General features: G+C 36.8%; 21 protein-coding genes, 1 tRNA gene and 1 pseudogene. 6 read left to right on the forward strand and 17 right to left on the reverse strand.

What is annotated here, in order from left to right; genetic code table 11:
- Positions 1–70 precede the first annotated feature (70 nt).
- Positions 71–144 (reverse strand) — tRNA-Met (locus tag ACOH2D_RS08025).
- A 293-nt stretch (positions 145–437) separates the two neighbouring features.
- Here ACOH2D_RS08025 and ACOH2D_RS08030 point away from each other — a divergent pair.
- On the forward strand, positions 438–830 hold the full coding sequence (locus tag ACOH2D_RS08030) for an START-like domain-containing protein (RefSeq protein WP_348035702.1): 393 nt from the start codon (positions 438–440) through the stop codon (positions 828–830).
- Positions 831–892: 62 nt separating this feature from the next.
- The gene (locus tag ACOH2D_RS08035) at positions 893–1,738 is read left to right on the forward strand and encodes an aminotransferase class IV (RefSeq protein WP_449534911.1); all 846 of its coding nucleotides are present in this window, start codon (positions 893–895) and stop codon (positions 1,736–1,738) included.
- Here the strand turns inward: ACOH2D_RS08035 and ACOH2D_RS08040 are convergent.
- From ACOH2D_RS08040 to ACOH2D_RS08060, 5 genes are all read right to left on the reverse strand, one after another.
- Entirely contained in the window at positions 1,735–2,295 is a 561-nt protein-coding gene (locus tag ACOH2D_RS08040) for a YqgE/AlgH family protein (protein WP_449534912.1), read from the reverse strand. The two genes, ACOH2D_RS08035 and ACOH2D_RS08040, sit on opposite strands and share 4 nt — an antisense overlap.
- Positions 2,296–2,416: 121 nt before the next feature.
- Positions 2,417–2,689, reverse strand: coding sequence for an HU family DNA-binding protein (locus tag ACOH2D_RS08045; RefSeq protein WP_348035699.1), 273 nt, complete (start codon positions 2,687–2,689; stop codon positions 2,417–2,419).
- A 193-nt stretch (positions 2,690–2,882) separates the two neighbouring features.
- Complete coding sequence (gene fmt / locus ACOH2D_RS08050) at positions 2,883–3,836, reverse strand: methionyl-tRNA formyltransferase (protein WP_449534913.1); 954 nt, start codon at positions 3,834–3,836, stop codon at positions 2,883–2,885.
- A gap of 113 nt (positions 3,837–3,949) precedes the next feature.
- Positions 3,950–5,854 (reverse strand): RecQ family ATP-dependent DNA helicase, encoded by a 1,905-nt coding sequence (locus tag ACOH2D_RS08055; RefSeq protein ID WP_449534914.1) that lies wholly within the window; start codon positions 5,852–5,854, stop codon positions 3,950–3,952.
- The gene (locus tag ACOH2D_RS08060) at positions 5,854–6,396 is read right to left on the reverse strand and encodes an AAA family ATPase (protein WP_449534915.1); all 543 of its coding nucleotides are present in this window, start codon (positions 6,394–6,396) and stop codon (positions 5,854–5,856) included. Before ACOH2D_RS08060 ends, ACOH2D_RS08055 begins: the two co-directional genes overlap by 1 nt.
- Positions 6,397–6,488: 92 nt before the next feature.
- On the opposite strand from ACOH2D_RS08060, the gene ACOH2D_RS08065 reads away from it, so the two are divergent.
- The 3 genes from ACOH2D_RS08065 to murA all read left to right on the forward strand — a co-directional run bounded on the left by ACOH2D_RS08065 (position 6,489) and on the right by murA (position 9,099).
- Positions 6,489–6,782 carry a DUF493 family protein gene (locus ACOH2D_RS08065; RefSeq protein WP_348036082.1) on the forward strand — a complete coding sequence of 98 codons (294 nt, stop codon included), beginning with the start codon at positions 6,489–6,491 and terminating at the stop codon, positions 6,780–6,782.
- A gap of 344 nt (positions 6,783–7,126) precedes the next feature.
- Positions 7,127–7,783, forward strand: coding sequence for a DUF4290 domain-containing protein (locus ACOH2D_RS08070; protein ID WP_348036081.1), 657 nt, complete (start codon positions 7,127–7,129; stop codon positions 7,781–7,783).
- A 5-nt stretch (positions 7,784–7,788) separates the two neighbouring features.
- Entirely contained in the window at positions 7,789–9,099 is a 1,311-nt protein-coding gene (gene murA / locus ACOH2D_RS08075; protein ID WP_449534916.1) for a UDP-N-acetylglucosamine 1-carboxyvinyltransferase, read from the forward strand.
- Positions 9,100–9,224: 125 nt separating this feature from the next.
- On the opposite strand, the gene ACOH2D_RS08080 is transcribed toward murA, so the two are convergent.
- The 4 genes from ACOH2D_RS08080 to ACOH2D_RS08095 form a co-directional block, all read right to left on the reverse strand.
- Positions 9,225–10,529, reverse strand: a complete 1,305-nt coding sequence (locus ACOH2D_RS08080) for a cryptochrome/photolyase family protein (RefSeq protein WP_449534917.1) — start codon at positions 10,527–10,529, stop codon at positions 9,225–9,227.
- 24 nt (positions 10,530–10,553) lie between these two features.
- Positions 10,554–11,033 carry an SRPBCC family protein gene (locus tag ACOH2D_RS08085; RefSeq protein ID WP_449534918.1) on the reverse strand — a complete coding sequence of 160 codons (480 nt, stop codon included), beginning with the start codon at positions 11,031–11,033 and terminating at the stop codon, positions 10,554–10,556.
- 45 nt (positions 11,034–11,078) lie between these two features.
- The gene (locus tag ACOH2D_RS08090; protein ID WP_348036077.1) at positions 11,079–11,540 is read right to left on the reverse strand and encodes a TspO/MBR family protein; all 462 of its coding nucleotides are present in this window, start codon (positions 11,538–11,540) and stop codon (positions 11,079–11,081) included.
- Between the two features lie 163 nt (positions 11,541–11,703).
- The gene (locus ACOH2D_RS08095) at positions 11,704–11,961 is read right to left on the reverse strand and encodes a hypothetical protein (RefSeq protein ID WP_348036076.1); all 258 of its coding nucleotides are present in this window, start codon (positions 11,959–11,961) and stop codon (positions 11,704–11,706) included.
- A 225-nt stretch (positions 11,962–12,186) separates the two neighbouring features.
- On the opposite strand from ACOH2D_RS08095, the gene ACOH2D_RS08100 reads away from it, so the two are divergent.
- The gene (locus ACOH2D_RS08100) at positions 12,187–13,032 is read left to right on the forward strand and encodes a DUF2911 domain-containing protein (protein WP_348036075.1); all 846 of its coding nucleotides are present in this window, start codon (positions 12,187–12,189) and stop codon (positions 13,030–13,032) included.
- Positions 13,033–13,161: 129 nt separating this feature from the next.
- On the opposite strand, the pseudogene ACOH2D_RS08105 reads toward ACOH2D_RS08100, so the two are convergent.
- From ACOH2D_RS08105 to ACOH2D_RS08135, 7 genes and pseudogenes are all read right to left on the reverse strand, one after another.
- A pseudogene (locus ACOH2D_RS08105) lies at positions 13,162–13,844 on the reverse strand (SDR family NAD(P)-dependent oxidoreductase).
- 112 nt (positions 13,845–13,956) lie between these two features.
- A complete protein-coding gene (folE, locus tag ACOH2D_RS08110; protein ID WP_348036074.1) occupies positions 13,957–14,655 on the reverse strand; it encodes a GTP cyclohydrolase I FolE in 699 nt (232 codons plus the stop codon).
- Positions 14,656–14,738: 83 nt separating this feature from the next.
- Positions 14,739–14,981, reverse strand: a complete 243-nt coding sequence (locus tag ACOH2D_RS08115) for a TIGR03643 family protein (protein WP_348036073.1) — start codon at positions 14,979–14,981, stop codon at positions 14,739–14,741.
- The gene (locus ACOH2D_RS08120; RefSeq protein WP_449534919.1) at positions 14,978–15,403 is read right to left on the reverse strand and encodes a hypothetical protein; all 426 of its coding nucleotides are present in this window, start codon (positions 15,401–15,403) and stop codon (positions 14,978–14,980) included. Before ACOH2D_RS08120 ends, ACOH2D_RS08115 begins: the two co-directional genes overlap by 4 nt.
- 384 nt (positions 15,404–15,787) lie before the next feature.
- Positions 15,788–17,215, reverse strand: coding sequence for an SDR family oxidoreductase (locus tag ACOH2D_RS08125; protein ID WP_348036071.1), 1,428 nt, complete (start codon positions 17,213–17,215; stop codon positions 15,788–15,790).
- Between the two features lie 198 nt (positions 17,216–17,413).
- A complete protein-coding gene (locus ACOH2D_RS08130) occupies positions 17,414–17,818 on the reverse strand; it encodes a response regulator (protein ID WP_348036070.1) in 405 nt (134 codons plus the stop codon).
- Positions 17,805–21,575: a PAS domain S-box protein gene (locus ACOH2D_RS08135; protein WP_449534920.1), complete on the reverse strand. Its 3,771-nt coding sequence runs from the start codon at positions 21,573–21,575 to the stop codon at positions 17,805–17,807. Before ACOH2D_RS08135 ends, ACOH2D_RS08130 begins: the two co-directional genes overlap by 14 nt.
- Positions 21,576–21,644: the final 69 nt, after the last annotated feature.

The raw sequence follows: 21,644 nt of genomic DNA on the forward strand, positions 1-21,644 counted from the left end.
TTTGACTTGATCCGTTGTACCTACAATAAAAAAGGCAGTTACAAATCAATGTAACTGCCTTATTATCAAGTAGCGAGAAGGGGGCACGATCCCCTGACCTCCGGGTTATGAATCCGACGCTCTAACCAACTGAGCTACCTCGCCATTATGTTTTTTATGAAAGCCTCTGGATTTTAAATCCGACGCTCCCCGCCCGAACGTGCCTTTTCGGGACGGGCAGGTAACCAACTGAGCTACCTCGCCATTCTTAATTTTATCAGGAATTATAAGATTTTTCAATCCGTAGCTTCCTGCATTTATTTAAGGCTGCAAATATAAAAACAAATTCTATGTCTGCAAGCATTAATCCCAATAAAATCTAGATTAAATTATTTTCAAGCAATTTGTCTTTAAACTAAACAATTAATTATATATTGACCACGCTAACAAAAAATTTTATGGAAGACAAAATTAAAATTGAGATGGAATTTCCCATTCATTCATCTCCTCAGCTTTTATATCAATATATATCGACACCTTCTGGCCTTTCAGAGTGGTTTGCTGATAACGTAAACTCTCGTGGCGAAATGTTTACGTTTATCTGGAATGACAGTGAAGAGAAGGCTAAACTATTGAGTAAAAAAAGCGACGAACGTATTAAATTCAGATGGTTAGCAGATGAAGAAGAAGGGGATTCCTATTATTTTGAGATCAGAATCCAAGTGGATGAAATTACCAAAGACGTATCTATTATCGTTACTGATTTTATTGAGGAGGATGAGGTCGATGAAGCTAAGATGCTTTGGGAAAATCAAATTTCAGATTTGAAACAGGTTTTAGGATCTGCTTAGGCGGACTCTTTTTAAAATAGTATATTTGTCTCGATTTTTTAAAAACTTCGAGACTTTTTTTTATGGTTAATTTTAACGGAACCCTTCACGATACTTCTTCAAATTTATTATCATTGGAAAACAGGGGCTATACCTATGGCGATGCACTGTTTGAAACCCTAAAGGTGGTGCACGGAAAGGTGCTATTTTGGGAAGATCATTATTTTAGGTTAATGTCCTCTATGCGCATTTTACGCATGGAAATCCCAATGAATTTTACCATGGAATTTCTTGAAAGTGAAATTTTAAAGACGGTTGAAGCCAATGCACTGATGGCCGCTTCGGCGAGGGTACGTATTAATGTGCATCGCGAGGCCGAAGGAAAGTATACGCCTTCAACTAACACTATTGGTTATAATATGGTAACCGAAAGATTGGCTTCTGATTTTTATGTATTAAGCCAAGATTCTTATACAGTTGAATTGTTCAAGGATTTTTATGTGGCTCCTGGATTATTGTCAACTTTGAAGACGAATAATAAAAGTATTAATGTGTTGGGAAGTATTTTCGCCAAGGAAAATAATTTTCACAACTGCTTTTTATTAAATACGGATAAAACAGTTGTTGAAGCATTAAATGGAAATCTGTTTTTGGTGAAGGACCGCGTGATTAAAACGCCGCCTTTATCGGAAGGCTGTCTTAAAGGCATTATGAGAAAACAAATTATGGAACTTGTAGAGAAACTTGAAGGATATGTCTTAGAGGAGGCTCCGATTTCTCCCTTTGAACTTCAAAAAGCCGATGAATTATTTATAACGAATATCATCGTTGGCATTCAACCGATAACCAAGTATAGGAAAAAGGAATATACAGCAGACGTGTCAAAATTGATTTTGGAAAAGCTGAATATTAAAATAAGACTTTCTTAATTGTAGCTTGGATTTTCTGGTGCATTGGACCAGATGCTGTATTCGCCACCTAATTCGAGCATTTTTTCTTTCCAGAAACTGCTGTCTTTTTTTTCGATGATGGATTTTTTATAGATGTTTTCAGTGACAATCCAAGAGTTTGTTTCGAGTTCAGTATCCAGTTGAGTCGGTTCCCATCCCGAATACCCAAGGAAAAAACGAATATCACAAGCTTTTATCTCACCACTATTGATCAGGGCCAAAGCGATATCGAAATTTCCTCCCCAATAAATGCCCAATGAAATCTCAATGCTTTCAGGGATTAAATCGGGAACCTTATGTATAAAATAAAGATTGTCCTGTTCAACAGGACCTCCGTTATAGACTTTGAAGGACGCTTTAGTATGTGGCACTAAATCCTTTAAGGTATATTTTAAAGGTTTATTCAATATAAAACCTATAGAGCCCTCATCTGAATGATCTGCCAATAAAATAACAGAACGGTTAAAAGAAGTATCGTCGATAATGGAAGGTTCAGCTATTAAAAGATGTCCTTTTTTGGGCTTAATTGTAATCATAAGTCATGATTTTGAAATTAAAGCTAAAACATATTATTTGAAAAAGCAATTTTTTTGTTAAAAAAGGACACAAAAAAAATCCACCCTAGCGAGTGGATTCTTTAATATATCTAATATGATATTAGTTTACTGCGTTGCTTAAATCTGAACCAGCTTTAAACTTTACTACGTTTTTAGCTTCGATTTGAATAGTTTTTCCCGTTTGTGGGTTTCTTCCTTCTCTTGCTGATCTGTTAGAAACTGACCAAGATCCGAATCCTACTAAAGAAACTCTGTTACCTTTTTGTAAAGAGCTTTCGATATCATTTAATAAAGAATCCAATGCTTTTTTAGCTGCTGCTTTCGTAATGCCAGCATTTTCAGCCATTCCATTGATTAAATCTGTTTTGTTCATAAAGTTATTTTTTTAATTATTAAAAATAGTTGGGTTAAACATTTTGTCAAATCCTTCTACAAATTTATACGGATTATTCATTCACGCAAGTAATGGCGAGGGAAATGCGAGTATTTGTTAATAACTTTGAGTAATTGTTAATAAACGCAATCGGTTTTTTGCTTTTTTATGTTATATCAGTATTCATGAGGGTTTAGAGCATTTTATCGTCTTCAGAAAAATTAAAACCATTCAAAAGTGATCGAATGTCCATTTTTCGCTTCCCAGGGAGCTGCATTTCCTTAATAATTAAGTAACCGCCTTGGACTGATACTTTTAGGTCAGTTTTTGTAGTTATGATCGTTCCTACGGCATCTGAATGTGCTATTTCTTCTTTATCAACCGCAAACAATTTGACCATTAATGTTTCGTCTTTGGTTTTAAGATTCGTCCAAGCTGCAGGAAATGGATTCAAGCCTCTTATTTTGTTGTAAATAGCGTTCAAACTTTGATTCCAGTCAATTTGACAATTTCCCTTATTGAGTTTATAAGCGGTTTTTGGTTGCTCAATTTTAGATTGTACGGTGGTTGTAACTTTATCAGCTTCGATCAATTGTAAAGTTTCAATGACCAATTCGCTTCCTATATGCTGCAACTCGTCGTGTAAAGTGCCGACGGTCTCGTCCTCTTTAATGGTAACTTCCTTTTGTAAGATGATAGCGCCGGTATCAATTTTTTCATCGATAAAAAATGTGGTCACGCCTGTTTTTTCTTCACCATTAATGATGGCCCAATGTATAGGTGCCGCGCCTCTGTAGTCGGGTAGAAGGGAGGCATGCAAATTGAAGGTGCCATATTCGGGCATGCTCCAAACAACTTCAGGCAACATCCGGAAGGCCACGACAATTTGCACATTGGCATTTAGGGACTTTAATTCGTTTAAGAATTCGTCGTCTTTTAAATTTGTCGGTTGTAAGAGTCTTAAATTTTGAGATAGCGCATATTTTTTCACATCCGATTGGTGCAGTTTCTGCCCGCGGCCCGCTGGTTTATCAGGAGCAGTAATAACTCCAACGATTTGGTACTGGTTTTCAACCAACAGTTTTAAGGTGCCTACCGCAAACTCTGGTGTGCCCATAAATACAATTCTCAAATCTCTCTTTTTCATGTGTTCAAATTTATTATTTTTTAAAGGTCATACTTCCATTTCGCTCAGTACAGGCTTACTATTCACAATAAATAAAAATCATTCATCTGATGCTAAAATTAAGTACGCTCGATTTATGTGTGTCTTATTTTGTATGAATTGTTCGTCGTGATTTCTAAAATATTATTGGCGAGCATTAACTTGAGGGTTTCCAAAATCTCATTTTCTGAATGTTCCATTTGTTCTACAAGGGCTCTTGAAGTTAAGGGCTGATTTTCCAAAAGGACAATAATGTCATAAGAAATACTTTTTACTGATGTTCTTTTGGGAGCTCTTTTTTTAGAAATGCACACGGAACAAATGCTGCAAGGCTCGCTTCTTTTCTCACCAAAATATTCCAATAGCTGAATACTTTTACAGTGTTCGTCATCTGAGATATAACCGATAACGGCATCAATTTGATCTTCCTTTAAGCGCTGTTGCTGTTCAATGACCGTGGCAATTCTATTGATGGTTTTATCGTCTTCGCGAGGCTGTAAAAAGGTCAATTCAGAATCGGTATTGGAATGTAGAAACTCCACAATCCCATCTTTTTGGATCTCATATAAAATGGCAAGAACCTGATTTTCGTTGATATTTGATTTTTCAGAAATCAAATTCAGGTTGATCTTCATCTGGTGTTCAAAAATACCACCATAACTCCTTAAGATCGCCTTAACCACAGGTTCAAAGGATTTGTGGGTGTTCAAATAACTGAATAAGGCCTGACTGCTAATCAAAAACTGAAGCTTAGTTTGATAATTGAATTGCTGTGATAAGCTAATAATGCTATTCCGATCTAATATCTGAACGGCATTATAGGCAGTGCCCGTTGGGAAATTATAAGTTTTACAGAAGACGTTAAAGTTAAATTGATGCTGTGTTAAGTGGCCTTCGCCATAAGATATCTGAAAATAGTTACATAATTTCCGATAGACTTGTTTAATAAAATCAACCGATGGCAGAGTGCTCAAAAACTGGTGTTTCAGTTGTTGTTCATCGGTGGCGTTTTTTAAAATAACCGCAAATGCTTTTTCGCCATTGCGTCCGGCACGGCCTGCTTCTTGATAATAACTTTCTAAACTTTCGGGCAAATTAATATGAATGACTGTTTTGACATCGGGCTTGTCAATCCCCATTCCGAAAGCGGTGGTGGCCACCATAACGGTTTTTTGATTATTGCTCCATTGTTCTAAATGGTCGTTTTTTTCCTTATTGCTGATTCCGCCATGATAGTAAGTAGCTGAAATGCCTTTCGATTCTAAAAACGAAAAAAGCTCCAAAGTCGCGCGTCGCGTTCTGGCATAAATGATGGACGGCCCAGGATATTTTTTCAGAATCTGCTCGATTTTGTAGTGCTTATCATTGGTGTCCAAGACCATGTACGCAATATTTGGTCTTTTAAAGGACGCTTGAAAAACCTTGGGCGCCATAAAGTCCAGTTCGGTCATGATTTCTTGGACGACTTTTGGTTTGGCAGTGGCGGTAAGGGCAATTACATTAACCGAAGGGTGTAATTGACGCAGGATTTTGATGTTTTTGTAGGCGGGTCTGAAATCGTTCCCCCACTGACTGATACAATGGGCTTCATCAACCGCAATTAAATTGACCGGCATTTGTTGGATTCTGTCCTGAACCAACGTTTGTTGCAAACGTTCTGGAGACAGGTAAAGGAATTTGTACTTCCCATAAATACAGTTGTCCAACATCGTGTCCAAAGTGGTATATGGAATACCACTGGTAATGGCCATGGCTTTTATGCCTTTTGCTTTAAGTTGGTCCACCTGATCTTTCATTAAGGCAATCAGTGGCGAAACGACAATGCAAATGCCGTCTCTTATTAACGCCGGAACTTGAAAACAAATGGATTTCCCACCGCCTGTTGGCAACAACACAAAAGTATCCTCATTATCCAAGACCGCATTAATGATGTCCTCTTGCAACGGCCTGAAAGAGGTATGGTTCCAATAGCGTTCTAGTATAATGACCGGATGTGACATTATTGGGAATTTAAGGAATCTATAATGAAATCTACGCGTTTTTCTACAGTATCAAAAGGAATATCAATTAAATGGTAGTTGAATTTTGCATAGGTCTTTAAAAGACGTTCATGAATTAATTCAGATTGCTCAAAGGTTTCATAGCGTTCACTATCACATTTAAAGATTTCTTGCCAAGGGGATAGAATAAAAACGACATCATAGGTGTTTTTCTGGCAAGTGTTTATAAAATCCTCTGGATAATCACTGCCAAAAAAGTCCATATATGCCAAAACATCTGGGAGTCCTCGGTCCATGAAAACAGTCGAGTTATCATGTTGATCGGCCTCCACATATTGCTGGCTTCTACCTTCCAGTAGCAATTGACTAAAGAGAAGGGGCTGGGTTAAAAAGAGCTGTTCTACACCGTTTTTCCTGGCCTCGAGAGTGATTTGTCTTGAGATTTCTTCAAAGCAAATATGCCCTCTTTGTTTTAATTCGTCTATTATTGAGGACTTCCCGGTCCCGGGTCCTCCCGTAATAACAATTCTTCTAGTATTCACTTTGGCTAGGTTTTGACTGCAAAAATCGTAATTTTAATAGAAATTAAAAAATGTAAAGTAAAATGTATCTTTGCAGTTGAATAAGAACCATTATGAGCACAGAGAAAAATCCAGAAGAATTTTACGACAAATTAAGGTCACAACTTTATGCAACTGCAAGCTGGCCATCAGAATATCTTTATAAATTCATCGTATTATCAGAGAACAGAAAAATAGCCGAAATTGAAAATATTTTTGATAATATGGGGGCAGTAATCATCACTAAGCCTTCTGCTAACGGGAAATATACAAGTGTATCCATTAATTTACAGATGGTAACTCCTGAGAGTGTTATTGAAAAATATAAGGAAGTGATAGAAAGGGTGGAGGGGGTTATTTCGTTGTAGATCTTTAGAGGTTAGAAAATTGACGACAAATTATAGAGAAAGTGGATTGAATATGAGGTTTACTTAAACATTAATGCATCAGATGATTGAGCTGAAATGCGCTTAAACAAGACCTTAATCTTCCTTAACTTAATGGTTTTAATTTTTTGGATCACTAGTGTTTTGGCAGTTTACCGTATTTTATGGATGGAAGCGCATCACATTTCGTATTTTTTGCGAAACTTTTATTGGACAATTAAATTTTCTTTATTTTTTTTCGTATTTTGCACACATGCACAAATTACTGCGTTGCATAATGCATTTTACTACATTTATTAGCACATTTAATACTACACATTTATATTTTGATAGATAATTTAGAATACAATACAGAGCGTGAACATTTGATCATTCCTGAATATGGGCGTCATATGCAAAAGATGATCCATTACGCCAAGGAGCGCCCAACCAAGGAAGAACGCAACAAAGTGTCCAAGGCAATTATTTCAGTCATGGGCAATTTACAGCCGCATTTAAGGGACGTTCCAGATTTTCAACATAAACTTTGGGATCAGTTGTTTATTATGGCCGATTTTGATTTGGATGTTGATTCTCCATATCCAAAACCTTTAAGGGAAGACTTGCAGGCGCATCCTGAACCTTTAAAATACCCTCAAAATTTTCCGAAATACCGTTTTTATGGCAATAACATCAAAACAATGATTGATGTGGCCAATACTTGGGAAGATGGCGATTTAAAGGAGGCATTGATTTATACTATTGCGAATCACATGAAAAAGTGTTTTTTGAATTGGAATAAAGACACCGTTGAAGATGATGTGATTTTTCAGCATTTGTATGAATTGTCAGGAGGTAAAATCAACTTGAAGGAAGAAGATGAAGATTTGTCTGATGCTACCACATTGATGCGAAATAAAAAGAAGTTTACTTCGACCAACAAGAAAGCACACCCCAAAAAAACCAATACTAACACCAACAACCGTAACAGAAAACGCTACTAACCTACATGGCAACATTTATAATTGAAGGAGGGCATCAATTAAAAGGAAGAATCCAACCTCAAGGTGCAAAAAACGAAGCATTACAAATTCTATGCGCTGTTTTACTTACTCCAGAACTCGTAACCATCCATAATATACCTGACATTATCGATGTCAACAAACTCATTTCTCTTTTAGAAAAATTAGGCGTCAAAACCAATAAAATTGGTGCTGGCTCTTATACATTTAAGGCGGATGAAGTGAATATGAAATACCTTGAATCGGCTGAATTTAAAGAAGACGGTAAAGGCCTTCGTGGATCTATCATGATTGTTGGACCGCTTTTGGCGCGTTTCGGTAAAGGTTATATTCCAAAACCGGGAGGTGATAAAATCGGACGCCGAAGAGTGGATACCCACTTTGAAGGCTTTATAAATTTGGGAGCTAAATTCCGTTACAATCGTGAAGAGCATTTTTATGGTGTTGAAGCTGATCGACTAAAAGGTGCGTTTATGCTTTTGGACGAAGCGTCCGTAACAGGAACGGCCAATATTGTTATGGCGGCTGTTTTGGCCGAAGGGATAACCACCATTTACAATGCTGCTTGTGAACCTTATTTGCAACAGTTATGTAAAATGCTGAACAGAATGGGCGCCAAAATTAGTGGCATCGGTTCCAATATGTTGATTATTGAAGGCGTAGAATCCTTGGGAGGCACAGAACATAGAATGTTGCCCGATATGATCGAAATTGGAAGTTGGATCGGATTGGCAGCCATGACCAAAAGTGAATTGACCATTAAAAACGTCAGTTGGGATGATTTGGGACAGATTCCAAACGTGTTCCGGAAATTGGGAATTACCGTTGAGAAAAAAGGAGATGATATCCATATTCCGGCACATAAAGACGGTTATGAAATCCAGAATTATATTGACGGTTCCATTTTGACCGTTTCTGATGCACCATGGCCTGGATTTACGCCCGATTTATTGAGTATTATCTTAGTCATTGCCACTCAAGCGAGAGGCGCTGTTTTAGTACACCAAAAAATGTTTGAAAGCCGTTTGTTCTTTGTGGATAAATTGATTGATATGGGCGCAAAAATTATTCTTTGTGATCCGCATCGTGCTACCGTTATTGGTCACGACTTCAAATCGACTTTAAAAGCAACAACGATGACGTCTCCAGACATTAGAGCTGGGATTTCACTTTTGATTGCTGCCTTATCAGCAACAGGTACATCGACCATTCATAATATCGAACAGATTGATCGTGGTTATGAGCGCATTGATGAGCGTTTACGAGCAATAGGTGCGAAGATTACGCGAGTAAGCTAGATCGATACCAAATAATATACATAAAAAATGCCTCAAATTAGTTGAGGCATTTTTTGTTTTAAGGTTTATCCAACTACTCATCGATTTCTTTAAACATTTAAATCAACCAATATAATGACGAACAATTAAGCCAGCGCCCTTTTATAAGTTGACAAACAGCGTTCCCGTGCTTCTTTATGATCGACCATCGGTGGTGCATAAGTCAATTCTTGAAATTCTGGCACCCATTTGTTGATGTATTTGAGGTCTTTATCAAATTTTTCAATTTGTGTGGTCGGATTGAAAATTCGGAAATAAGGCGCTGCGTCCACACCACATCCGGCAACCCATTGCCAATTGCCAATATTGCTTGCCATTTCATAATCGTGGAGTTTTTCGGCAAAATATGCTTCGCCCCAACGCCAATCAATCAGCAGATGTTTACATAAAAAACTTCCCACCAACATGCGCACCCGATTGTGCATAAAACCGGTTTGGTTGAGCTGACGCATTCCAGCATCGACTAATGGATAACCCGTTTCGCCATCGCACCATTTTTTGAATTCTCCTTCATTGTTGCGCCATTCGATGCGGTCGTATTTGGGTTTGAAACTCTCGTGTACCGTTTTCGGGAAATGCCAAAGGATTTGCATGAAAAACTCACGCCAAATGAGTTCTTGCCAAAATATTTCATTCTGTTCTGCAACTGCTTTTTTGATCATCTTACGAATACTGACGGTTCCAAAGCGTAAATGTGGACCTAAGCGTGACGTACTATCTAGAGCAGGGAAATTTCTGGTTTTTTCATAGTTTTGAATTAAAGTGGATGTCACTTCAAAATCCACTATCTTTTGTGAGGATCTCTTAAAACCAATATCAGCCAAGCTTAAGTTGGGCAGCGCTGTGTTTTTGAAAAGATGATCAAGACCAGTAGTGGTATCAAAAATTTCTAAGTTATACGTTTTGAATTTCTCTTTCCAAGCCTTCATATATGGCGTATAAACGATATAAGGATTGCCATCTTTTTTGACCACTTCGTCTTTCTCAAAAATGACTTGATCTTTAAATGTTTTGAAATCAATGCCTTTTTCTGATAGAAAATTATTTATTTCGGTATCGCGTTCCTGAGCGTAGGGCTCATAATCGTGATTGGTGTAAACCGCTTTAATGTCATAATCCTGAATAAGCTGTTTGTAAACTTCCAAAGGTTTTCCATGGTAGATGCTGATACTGCTCTTATAGGTTTCTTGAAGCGTCGTGCGCATTTTTTGGAGGGTATCAAAAATGAACGTCACGCGAGCATCAGCTTCAGGTAAGTGATCTAAAATTTCAGGATCAAAAATAAATATGGGCACTACGGGATGTTTAGATTGCAATGCTTCGAAAAATCCGACATTATCGTCCAATCTTAAATCACGACGGAACCAGAAGATGTTGAGGGGCTGCTTCATAAGATCAGGAGTAGTGTTTCTTTTTTACTTTAGAAGTGATGGATCGTATATCCCAAACAAGTCTTGCAGCTTTTTTTGTCTATAGTCAAATATTTCCTGCAGTTTTGGCTTCACTAAAATAGAATGTGCCAATTGGCCCAAAATTCCGAAGGGTAATTTGTAATCAATGAGATCTTCCATTTCCACACCACCTGGAATTTCCTTGATAAAATGTTTGTGATGCCACAATGCATAAGGGCCGAAGCGTTGTTCGTCCACAAAATACTTATTGGTTACGCTATGCGTAATTTCTGTGACCCATTTGGTTTTAATTCCTAAAACTGGGGTTACGATATATTGAATAATCTGCCCAGCATACATCGGTCGATCAGCTCCAGATAAAATATGGAATCCCATATAACTTGGTGTAATCGTCTTTAAGTTGTTTGGATCGGAAAGAAAAGCCCAAGCAGTTTCAATGCTTATAGGGAGATTTTGCTTTTTGTGAAGGGCGTATATTTTCATCTATAAGTAGTTTCAACTATTTTGTGAGCGATAGGGATTTCTTTTTTAATTCTTTAATAGAATGTAAAGATTAAGCGAAGTTGCAATACAAATCCAAACAAAATACGGTAAAATCAGCAGCGATTTTATCTTCATGGATTGATAATAGGTTACCAAAAAGGCAGTAACGATAACCGTCAACGCAATAATGGTTCCCAACCCAATCGCAACTAAATGCTGATTGAAAAAAACAAAATTCCAGAGGACATTCAGGATAAATTGAATACAGAACAGTGTAATGACTTGAGCGGTTGTACTTTTGAGGTAAAGAAAGGTCATGTACAATGAAAAGCAGATCATAATGACCGTCCAAAAAAAGCCAAAAGCCCAACCTGGAGGTGTCCAAGGGGCTTTGTTCATTGAGATGTACCAGTCGCTTGTAGGGCCATTTCCCATGAGTAAAATACCAATTCCTAAGGCACCAAAGTTGATGATTAGAAATAGGAGGAAATGTTTGAAGAATTTCATTGTTTAATCAAGTTGCTCGTTTGAAAACACTTTCTTCATGCTTAATTTTGAAATTTGATTTTTAAGCGAGGAGTTGGAATGGTCTAAATATTAATAATTTGATAATTATAACATCTTGACAGCGTCATTCAATAACCCCATTATCTACTACATTAAAGGATGCTTAGCTAGTTGCGGTTAACGGCTTTCCTTTTAATCGTTTTTCTACCTTTTGTTTTATTACAGTTAATCGCTTCATGATGTCCATGATCTGTTCATCTTTTTTGCGTTTATAAATTTCGTTCAAGCCTAAAATTAAGGTTTTGGCTTGTCTTGAAATTTCTATTCTATCGCTTGTAGAAAGCGATCTTAGTGTTTGTTGTTCAAATTCAAGAGCTTCTTTTATGATTTCTTGATTTGCCGTTTTATTCTCTGTTGCCATAATTTTAATTTAAATGCGAATATACACAATGTTGAATATTTTTTATAGAACATTAAACAATATTTAACATTGTGTTTTTAGCTTAATCTGCACTGTTTTAATTAAATGGAGGTCAGTATCATACGCTTTGTCGTGAAATTAATTTAGTATTTCGTTAACAATTGAGGGCTTTAAAAGCATTAATTTTACATGTAGATTAATTAACCATCTAAAAAATAAATTGTTATGAAAAAATTTATGCTTTGCCTTGCAGTTTTGGGAATGACCTTTACAGCAAACGCTCAAATTCAAACGCCTCAGCCGAGTCCATTTTCTAAAGTGGAGCAAAAGGTTGGGTTAACAGATGTGACCTTAGAGTATTCTCGTCCAAATATGAGAGAGCGTACTATTTTTGGTGATTTAGTTCCTTATGGTAAAGTATGGCGATTGGGAGCAAATACCAATACGAAAATCTCCTTTAGTACGGATGTAACTGTTCAGGGTAAAGAATTAAAAGCTGGAACCTATGCACTTTTTGCAATTCCAAATGAAAATAAATGGGAGATTGTATTTTATTCAAATGCCAGCAATTGGGGAGCACCTCAAGAATTGGATGAATCAAAAATTGCGGCGAAGGTTAATGTAGAAACTTACAAACTTCCAATGACTATCGAAACATTTACCATGAGTTTTGATGATTTGACAAGTAATGGTGCCACCCTCGGAATCTTGTGGGCAAATGTGTATGCCGGTGTTAAATTTGAAGTGCCAACAGACAAAATTGTTGCTGCTAATATCGATAAAGTCATGACTGGTCCTAATGCGGACGACTATTACGCGGCTGCCGTATATTATCTTCAAGAAGGTAAAGATGCCAAGCAAGCTAAAATATGGATTGACAAAGCGATGGCCATGACTCCAAAACCAGCATTTTATCAATTAAGACAGCAGTCTTTAATTTATGCAAAAGCAGGAGATAAAAAGGGGGCGATAGAAATTGCGAAAAAATCATTGGCTGCCTCTAAAGAAGCAGGAAATCCAGATTATATTAAAATGAACACGGATTCCCTAAAAGAATGGGGTGCAATGTAAGTAGATATTAAATCTGTAGTAGCGACACAATATTTTGTGTCTTTACTGTGGATATATTCCAAGAAACCTTTCAATACCGATATTTCGGAATTGAAAGGTTTTTTTATGCGAAATTTTAACCAGAACAGTTTAAATCTTAAAAGTCACAAGGCCACAATCCAATTCAAAAATCTGGCCTGAAATGGAAGCTGATTTTTCTGAAAGTAAGAACTCTGCCATATCAGCAACTTCGTCGGGTTTTAGGAATTTTTTAAGCGGATGACGCTCGGTAATACTTTCAATCATTTTTTCATTGCGCAATAATTTTGAGGCCAAATCGGTATCGGTCACAGTTGGGGCAATGGCGTTAATACGCAAAGTGGTCGCAATTTCAGCGCCTAATGATTTTACCAAACCTTCAATAGCTGATTTCGCCGCCGCAACACTAGCGTGAAAAGGCATTCCTAACTTAGCCGCCACGGTACTAAATAAAAGAATCGAAGGATTGTCGCCTTTTTTAAGAATATCTAAATACGTTTGGATGCTTTTGACCGCACCTATGACGTTAATCTCAAAATCTGCTCTAAAATCGTCTAAACTCAACCGATTGATCGGTTTGAGATTAATGCTTCCCGGACAATAGACCAAGCCGTCAGCTTTTTCAATTGGAGGCAAGGCGTCCGTTAATATATCACAGGAATGATGCGTGAGATTTTCGTTGCATAATCTGGAACCGTGCGGTTGATATTGATAATATAATGAGTGGACAGGAGTTTTTGTGCAATAGCTTTACCGATGCCCTTGCTGCCGCCAACAATGATGAGGGTTTTCATTTATTTTTTATAGGAATTATGCGTTCGGATTTCAAAATCTAACGCTGAAATGGAAAGTGATCTTAATTTTTGTTGTTCAAATTCGAGTGCTTCATTAATGAGATCCATAATCTTAGTCTTTTATATAGTTCTGCAATTCAGTAATTTTTTCGGGTGTGCTAAATTTTCCACCGTAATAGGAGGTAACCGTTGCCGAGGATTCATCTTTAATGCCTCGCGAGGAAACGCATAAATGTTTGGCGTCCAGAATGACCGCAACATCCTCCGTACCTAAGATCTGTTTTAAATCTTCAGCAATTTGATTGGTCAAACGTTCTTGAACCTGTGGTCGTTTAGCATAATATTGCACAATGCGATTCAATTTTGACAAGCCAATCACTTTTCCCGAAGAAATATAAGCCACGTGGGCTTTGCCAATAATCGGCACAAAATGATGTTCGCAGTTGGAGTAGAACGTGATGTTTTTTTCTACCAACATTTGATTGTATTGGTATTTATTATCGAATAATGCAATTTTTGGTTTGTTGGCCGGGTTTAAGCCAGAAAAAATCTCATCGATATACATTTTGGCCACACGATCGGGTGTGCCTTTTAAGGAGTCGTCGGTTAAATCCATTCCCATGACATCCATGATTTCTTCAAATAAAAGGGCAATACGTTCCTTTTTTTCCTTATCTGAAAGTTTATATCCATCTTTTTTCATTGGTGTTTCAAGTCCTGTGTATAAATGGTCATCGCCAATGTCTTCGATGCTGAAGCCGTTTAACTTGTTATTAATTTTAAGGGTACCGGAGTTTTTTTCTTGAATCATGTTGTCTTTTTTAGATGCTGTTTTTAGGTTTTTATTGCCAAAACAAAGCATAGTTAGCGTTTGGAAATGGAATTATGTTTGATTTATTTTTGTCTTGAACATTTATAACGTCCCAATTCAAATGATCGTAATTTTTGATGTTTTGTAGCTCGTCCTTGAACACGCTGCCGCCATATTCTGAAACTACTAGATTTCATTTCGCGTCGCATTAAGGTAATGACATCCTGTTCTGAAAGTTCAAATTGGTAGGTTATGGCCTCAAAAGGCGTTCTGTCTTCCCAAGCCATTTCAATAATGCGGGCAATCTGTTGCTCCGTCAAAATCATGGCAGAATGTTATTGTGAACTTCATAATTTAATTTTTGGTCTAAAAGCTTGTCAAAAAAAGCTTTATTTTCTCTAAAAGTGATGTTTTTTTTAAATTTGATGAACTTTCCTTGGGCATGAATGCTGCTCCCGTTGGTTTTATAAATGACCAAATGGTAATATGGAATAACCCAAGTATAATTTTGTAAACCTTTATTGATTCTGATCAGTAATCCAAATGGACGCAGCTCTAAATTAGCGTAGCTGATAGCGGCCGTCGTATTGAGATATGGCTTCATATTCGCACTGACCTCTTCAATCATCATGCGTTTGGACCCGATACCTCTCATTTTAAACGCTTGGATAAAACCAAAAGGTTTTCCTACCAAATCATTGATGAGCGCGTCGTGGGTTTTATCAGTAGAGGTGGTGTCCAAAATCATAGTATAAAGATAGCTAATTAATCATTTTGTTTATCTTTATGAGATAAACATTAAACAAAAATTAACATTTAAGTTGAGCTAGGGTGAGTTTAGGATCGTATTGTTTTAAGAAGGCTCAATGTTAGAGAGGTGTATCGATTCAGCAATAGGCTTAGATGCTTAGGCTATCCTTGTTAAGATTCCATAAGCTTTCGCTGGCTTTCTTTCGGTTTTTGAAGATTTAAAATAGGGTAAGATATATACGCAAACGTCAGATTTTATTCAAGTGGATGCATTTTTTTGTAGACTTTATATTCTGAAAATGATATTCTGGACTTTCTTTTTAGGATTGGAATTGGGTTTTCACTTTTCGTAACAGAAATCCTATTAGTGAATTTTAATACGCTAATCGACTTCTACCAACTTGTTGATCATGCCATTAAAAATGAACCAATGAAAAGGCAATACACTGTACCAGTACAAACGTCCTGCCAAGCCGCGTGGTCTGAACGTTGCGGTTTGTTTAAGCAGGCCATCTTCAATTTTAAATTCGAGCCAAGCTTCGCCAGGAAGTTTCATTTCGGCGTAAAGCAAGAGTTTTTTATCTTTTTTATCACTAAAAATAACCCGCCAAAAATCCAAGGCATCTCCTGCAGATAATTCTGAAACATGCGTTCTTCCGCGTCGCAAACCGATACCTCCAAACAGCTTATCCATGTGTCCACGCACTTTCCATAAGTAATTCCCATAATACCAACCAGTGGAACCACCGATGGACCAAATGCGGTTGATGGTCTTGTCCATATCGATGACTTTACGTTCTTTATAATCTTTGAAACAGCCATAGGTAGGCACATTTACATATTTAAAAAGACTGTCCTTGAGTCGGCCACTGCTGACCATAGAATCTTTCCAGCTGGAAACAATGCTGTTTTGTTCAATCTTTTGAAAAGCCAGTTCTACGGCTTCACGATAACTCATAGGGTGAACATCAAGGATCTGATTGATCTCACTTTTCTGACCGATAATTTCCACGCCCATACTTTCCACTAAAGAAGAGGCCAGTTTGAAAGAGGTAGAGGTCACGAAATAAAGCCAATAAGAGGAGAGTTTGGGGGTCATCACTGGAACCGTTAAAATATAACGCTTCAATTTCCTGATGTCAGCAAACAGGAGTAGCATTTGTTTGTAGGTCAGCACTTCAGGTCCAAAAATATCAAAGCTTTTATTATAAAGTTCTGTTTTGCCTTTGGCTCTCGACAAAAATGAAAGGACATCCTTAACACCAAGAGGTTGCGTTTTTGTATTCAACCATTTAGGAGCCACCATAACTGGTAGTTTCTCAACCAAATCTCGGATAATTTCAAAAGATGAACTTCCTGATCCGACAATGATTCCTGCCTTAAAAACGGTCAAAGCGTATTTTTCTGAATGTAATAGTTCTTCAACATTTTTACGGGATTGTAAATGCTTGGACAGAAAAGTGTCATTGGTAATCCCGCTTAAATAAATGACTTGTTTAACTTTGGTGGTTTCAAAATAGTCTCTGAAATTAGCCGCACATTTTGCTTCCAAGGCTTCAAAATCCTTGGACGTATTGGACATGGAATGGATAAGATAATAAGCGACATCAATGTCCTTTGGAATATTTTGAAGCGTTTCTGGTTTTAAAAAATCGGCTTCAACCACTGAGATATGTCCGTCTTCAAGATAGTTTTTATCAACCCTAAACGTATCACGAACTGCACAAATAACATCGTGTCCTTCATTAATGAGGATGGGAATCAGACGTTTGCCTATATAGCCGGTAGAGCCTGTAACGAGAATTTTCAAAATTTTATTTATTTACTTAAAGGTACGATAGGTTTAATTGTTCATTGCAAAAGTTCAACAAATTATTAACTGAATAAGAATAAACAGCCCTGTCTATAAATTTAGATCAAATCGTAAGAAACGTATGGTTTTGCAGTTGCTATTTAGGTGGTTTTGCAGTTGCTATTTAAAAGAATGTCAGGTTTAAAATTAGGAAGGTCAATTTGTTTTGGTCAACTCCTCGATTAAATCTTTAATTTTAGCCACTGAAAAGGGTTTTATAATGTAATTATTGACAATTTTATAGGTTTTGGCTTTATCAATATCGCGCCTATCCACTGAGGAGCTGACAATATAAATCGGAATTCTTTCTGCATTAGGAATTTTGACAAGTTCATCCAGAAACTGCCATCCATCCATAATTGGCATATTCAGATCCAAAAGAATGACGTCCGGCAGATTGGTGTCCTCCCATAATTTAGGTAGTAAATCATCAAAGGCTTCCTTTCCATTTTTATAGATTAAAAAATCCAACGATAAATGGACGTTTTCCATCATTTTTCTTGTTCCAAATCTAAAGATGGGATCATCATCAATAATGCATATTGTATTAATTGTCTTCATCTTTAAAATATATAGTGAATGTACTGCCTATGTTAGGTTGGCTTTCAACTTCGATGGATCCACCCATAGCTTCAATTTGGTTTTTACTTATAAATAATCCTATTCCCCTGGCATTTTTATGATCATGAAAGGTTTTGTACATGCCGAAAATCTTTGCGCCATGCTGCTCCAAATCAATTCCCAATCCATTGTCTGCAATACTTAAAGCCATATAACCTTTAATCTTTGTGGCACGAATGTCGATCACTAAAAGTCGATGGGGAGATTTATATTTTATAGCATTGGTCAGTATATTCAGGATGACGCTGTCAACATAGGAAGAAATGCCATAAATAACCAATTCTTTATTGACCTTCAGCACGACTTCACCATTAACCTGACTGACCGCTGTCCGAATATTCTGCAGTGATTTTTTGACCCGTTTTCTTAAATTAATTGGAACCAATGTGTTTTTGATGAGATTTTGAATTTCAACAATTTCGCTCAAATGGTTAACGGTTTCGCACATGTTGTTTGATGCCGATTTGATATGTTCAAAAAGCTCATCTTCAAAACCTGACTTATGATTCATTTCGCTCAACTCCAACAACATCGATAAGTTACCCGTATGGGATCTTAAATTGTGTGATACAATGTGTGCGTAATTCTGGAGGCGGTTATTGTGTTCTGTCAAGCTTTCTGTGAGTAGTTTTTCGCGTGTAATATTACTGACCTGACAAACAAAATGGGTCGTTTGTCCTTTATCGTTTTTGACGGAAGACATTGAGAGAATGGTCCAAATTAAATTTCCGTTTTTGTGGAAGTATCGTTTTTCTTGCTGAAAACTTTCGAGTTCTCCGCTTAAAAGTTGTTGGGTAAGTTTATTTGTCTCTTCTAAATCGTCAGGATGTGATAATTCACTTTTATTAATAGCAAGCATTTCTTTTTCAGAATACCCCAAAGTTTCGCACATACCTGGGTTAACCCGGGCTATTTTGCCGTTTAAATCCAGTAATACCATTCCGATGGGTGCATGCCAAAAGGTTTGTCTAAACTCTTCTTCTCGCAATAATATCTCCAATTCTGCACTTTTAAACTCCTCAATATCCTGAACCAATCCATGTACTGATTTACAAATGCCATTCTTGAAATTTGAAATACCAATCATGCGCATCCAGCGCAGCCCTGATGCCGTTTTTAATTGCAACTCAAAATCAAAACTATGACCATTTTGCATGGCGTTATTTAATAAATACGCCATCTTTTCATGATTTTCTTCAAGTACATAATCAATGATTGAATCACTGAAATTATGCGCCTTATACTCTTTGTTGCCAAGCAAGCGTTTGAGGTTTTCACTCCAATATAACATGTGATTTTCTGGGTTGAGTTCCCATGAACCAATCTTGGCTACTTTATTTGAGCGTTCCAAAAGATCTTTGTACTTTTTTAACAGGATTTCATTGGTTTTTGATTCTGTAATATCCACCAATTGAGCCACCATATGGGTAAACCGATTAAAGTCGTTTTTTACCGAAGAAACGGAAACATTGGCCCAAATAACATTTCCGTTTTTATGAATAAAACGCATCTCTTGACTGAAATTTTCTATAGTGCCATCCATCAACTTCGACATCATTTCAATATTCTTTTCGAAATCTTCCTCTAAAGAAATATCCTTGATTCGCATTGATTGCATTTCTTTAATGGTGTACCCAAACATATCAGAAAGACTTGGATTGACCTTATAAGCTTCGCCATTAAAATTGATCAATGACATGCCTACGTTGGCGTGATTGAAAGTCGTGCGCCATTGTTCTTCCTTGATGATGATTTCACACTGGGCTTTTTTGATTGCATCGATATCCTGAATTAGGCCATATAATCGTTTACAGTGATTATCTTCAAACTCTGAGATGCCAATCATTCGTACCCATTTCGGATCACTATCATTAGCGTTGGCTAGAATTTGAATATCAAAACTCATACCTTTCTCTAAGGCGTTTTTAACGGTTAAAATGGCGTCCTTTCTATGTTCTTCAGCTATAAAATAATCGATGAATTCAAAAAAGGTAGGCGTGAAATCCTTTCGAGTATTCAAAATTGTATTTAAGGAACTGCTCCAACTGACATTGTAGTTATTAACGTCAATTTCCCAAGAACCAATTTTGGCGACGGCATTGGACCGCTCCAATAAATCCTTATAATTAATAAGCAGTAATTCATTTTTCTTGCGCTCGGTAATATCCTGTACCTGTACCACGAAATAGGTAATTCGGCCCATTTCATTGCGAACTGATGACACCGAAATATGACCCCAAAGGATGCTGCCATCTTTATGGATGTAGCGTTTGTCCAATTGAAAACTTTCACGTTTGCCCAATAAAAGTTCGGCAATAAATTTGTCGCTCAGGTCTTTGTCCAGCGGATGGGAAAATTGGTCAAAGTTTTTTTCTAAAAGCTGTTTATTCGAATAGCCTAAATAATTGCATAAACTTTTATTTACTTTGGAAATGCTCCCTTTTAAATCAATGACGGCCATGCCAACAGCGGCATGGGAAAAGGTTTTTCTGAAAAGTTCTTCTTTGAGTGCGAGTTCTTTTGTAGCGATTACTTTATCATGAATGTTTTGAAAAAAACCATAATAACGTGTGCATTCGCCATTATTGAATTCTGATATGCCAATGGCACGACACCATAACGTCTTTTTATCAACAGTAATAATTTCAATTTCAATATTGTAATTTTCTCCTTCTTCGAGGGCGTTTTTTATGGAGTCAATCATCTTTTGACGACTTTTCCCTTCTTTCATAAAACCTACGACATCATCAAGTTTCAAATCAAAAAACAAAGGAACTCCAAATATTTTCTTTATTTCATCACTACAATTGACTTGGTTCGTTTTTAAGTCGACTTCCCAAATTCCAATTTCTGCAGCCTCATTAACATCTTCTAATAAGTCTTTATATTGTTGAACCAAAAGTTCTCCATTTTTTCTCTCTGTAATGGCATAATGAATCCCGCCTAACCATTCGGGCTGACCATCTTCAGTATAACTTAACACTTTTCCAATATCCATTACCCAAACCCAATGGCCATCCTTATGTTTAACCCGGACTTCGTTTTTAAAACCCGATGATTTTTGAGTAATATGTTCATTGATAAGGTGTCGTGTTCTTTTTAAATCATCAGGATGTGTCAAATTATCCCAAAAATTACTTTCCTTCTCATTAAGTTCTTTTAAAGTGTAACCAATGATTTTTGCACAACTTTCATTAAATACCACTTTTTCAGTAATCAAATTGTACTCCCAAGTACCGATACCACTCCCATTTAAAATGTCATTATCTCTCAGTTGTTGGCGTTTAACTTTTAACTCGTGGTTTTTTTGATCGGTAATATCCTTAAATGCTATGAATACATAGCGCTGTATTTGATCAGGAATAGATTTTGAATAGATATGAGTTTGCATCCATAAATGGTTGCCATTTTTATGAATAAATCGGATGTCTGTGCAACTTGTATATTCCGTATTAGAAATGTTCTGGATTTGTTCAGTAAAACCCGGTAAATCTTGAGGGGATATAAGGTCATTCCATGCAACGGAATCTGTTGGTTTATAGTCTAATAGAGTTTTGAAATTTTCACTGATATTGAATATATCTGGCTGTGATTTTTCAGCAAACCAGACTCCATCGTAGAGTTTAGAACGAAACAACTCGTAAATCGTAGAGTCAACAGGTGAGAATAACCCTGAATATGGTTGGAGTTTGATCAAGTTTGATTTCGTTTTGGGGACTTAAAAATATAAAGATATCTTTTATTTGAAATAAAGCAATACAAACGA

This window comes from Gelidibacter sp., assembly GCF_053579655.1.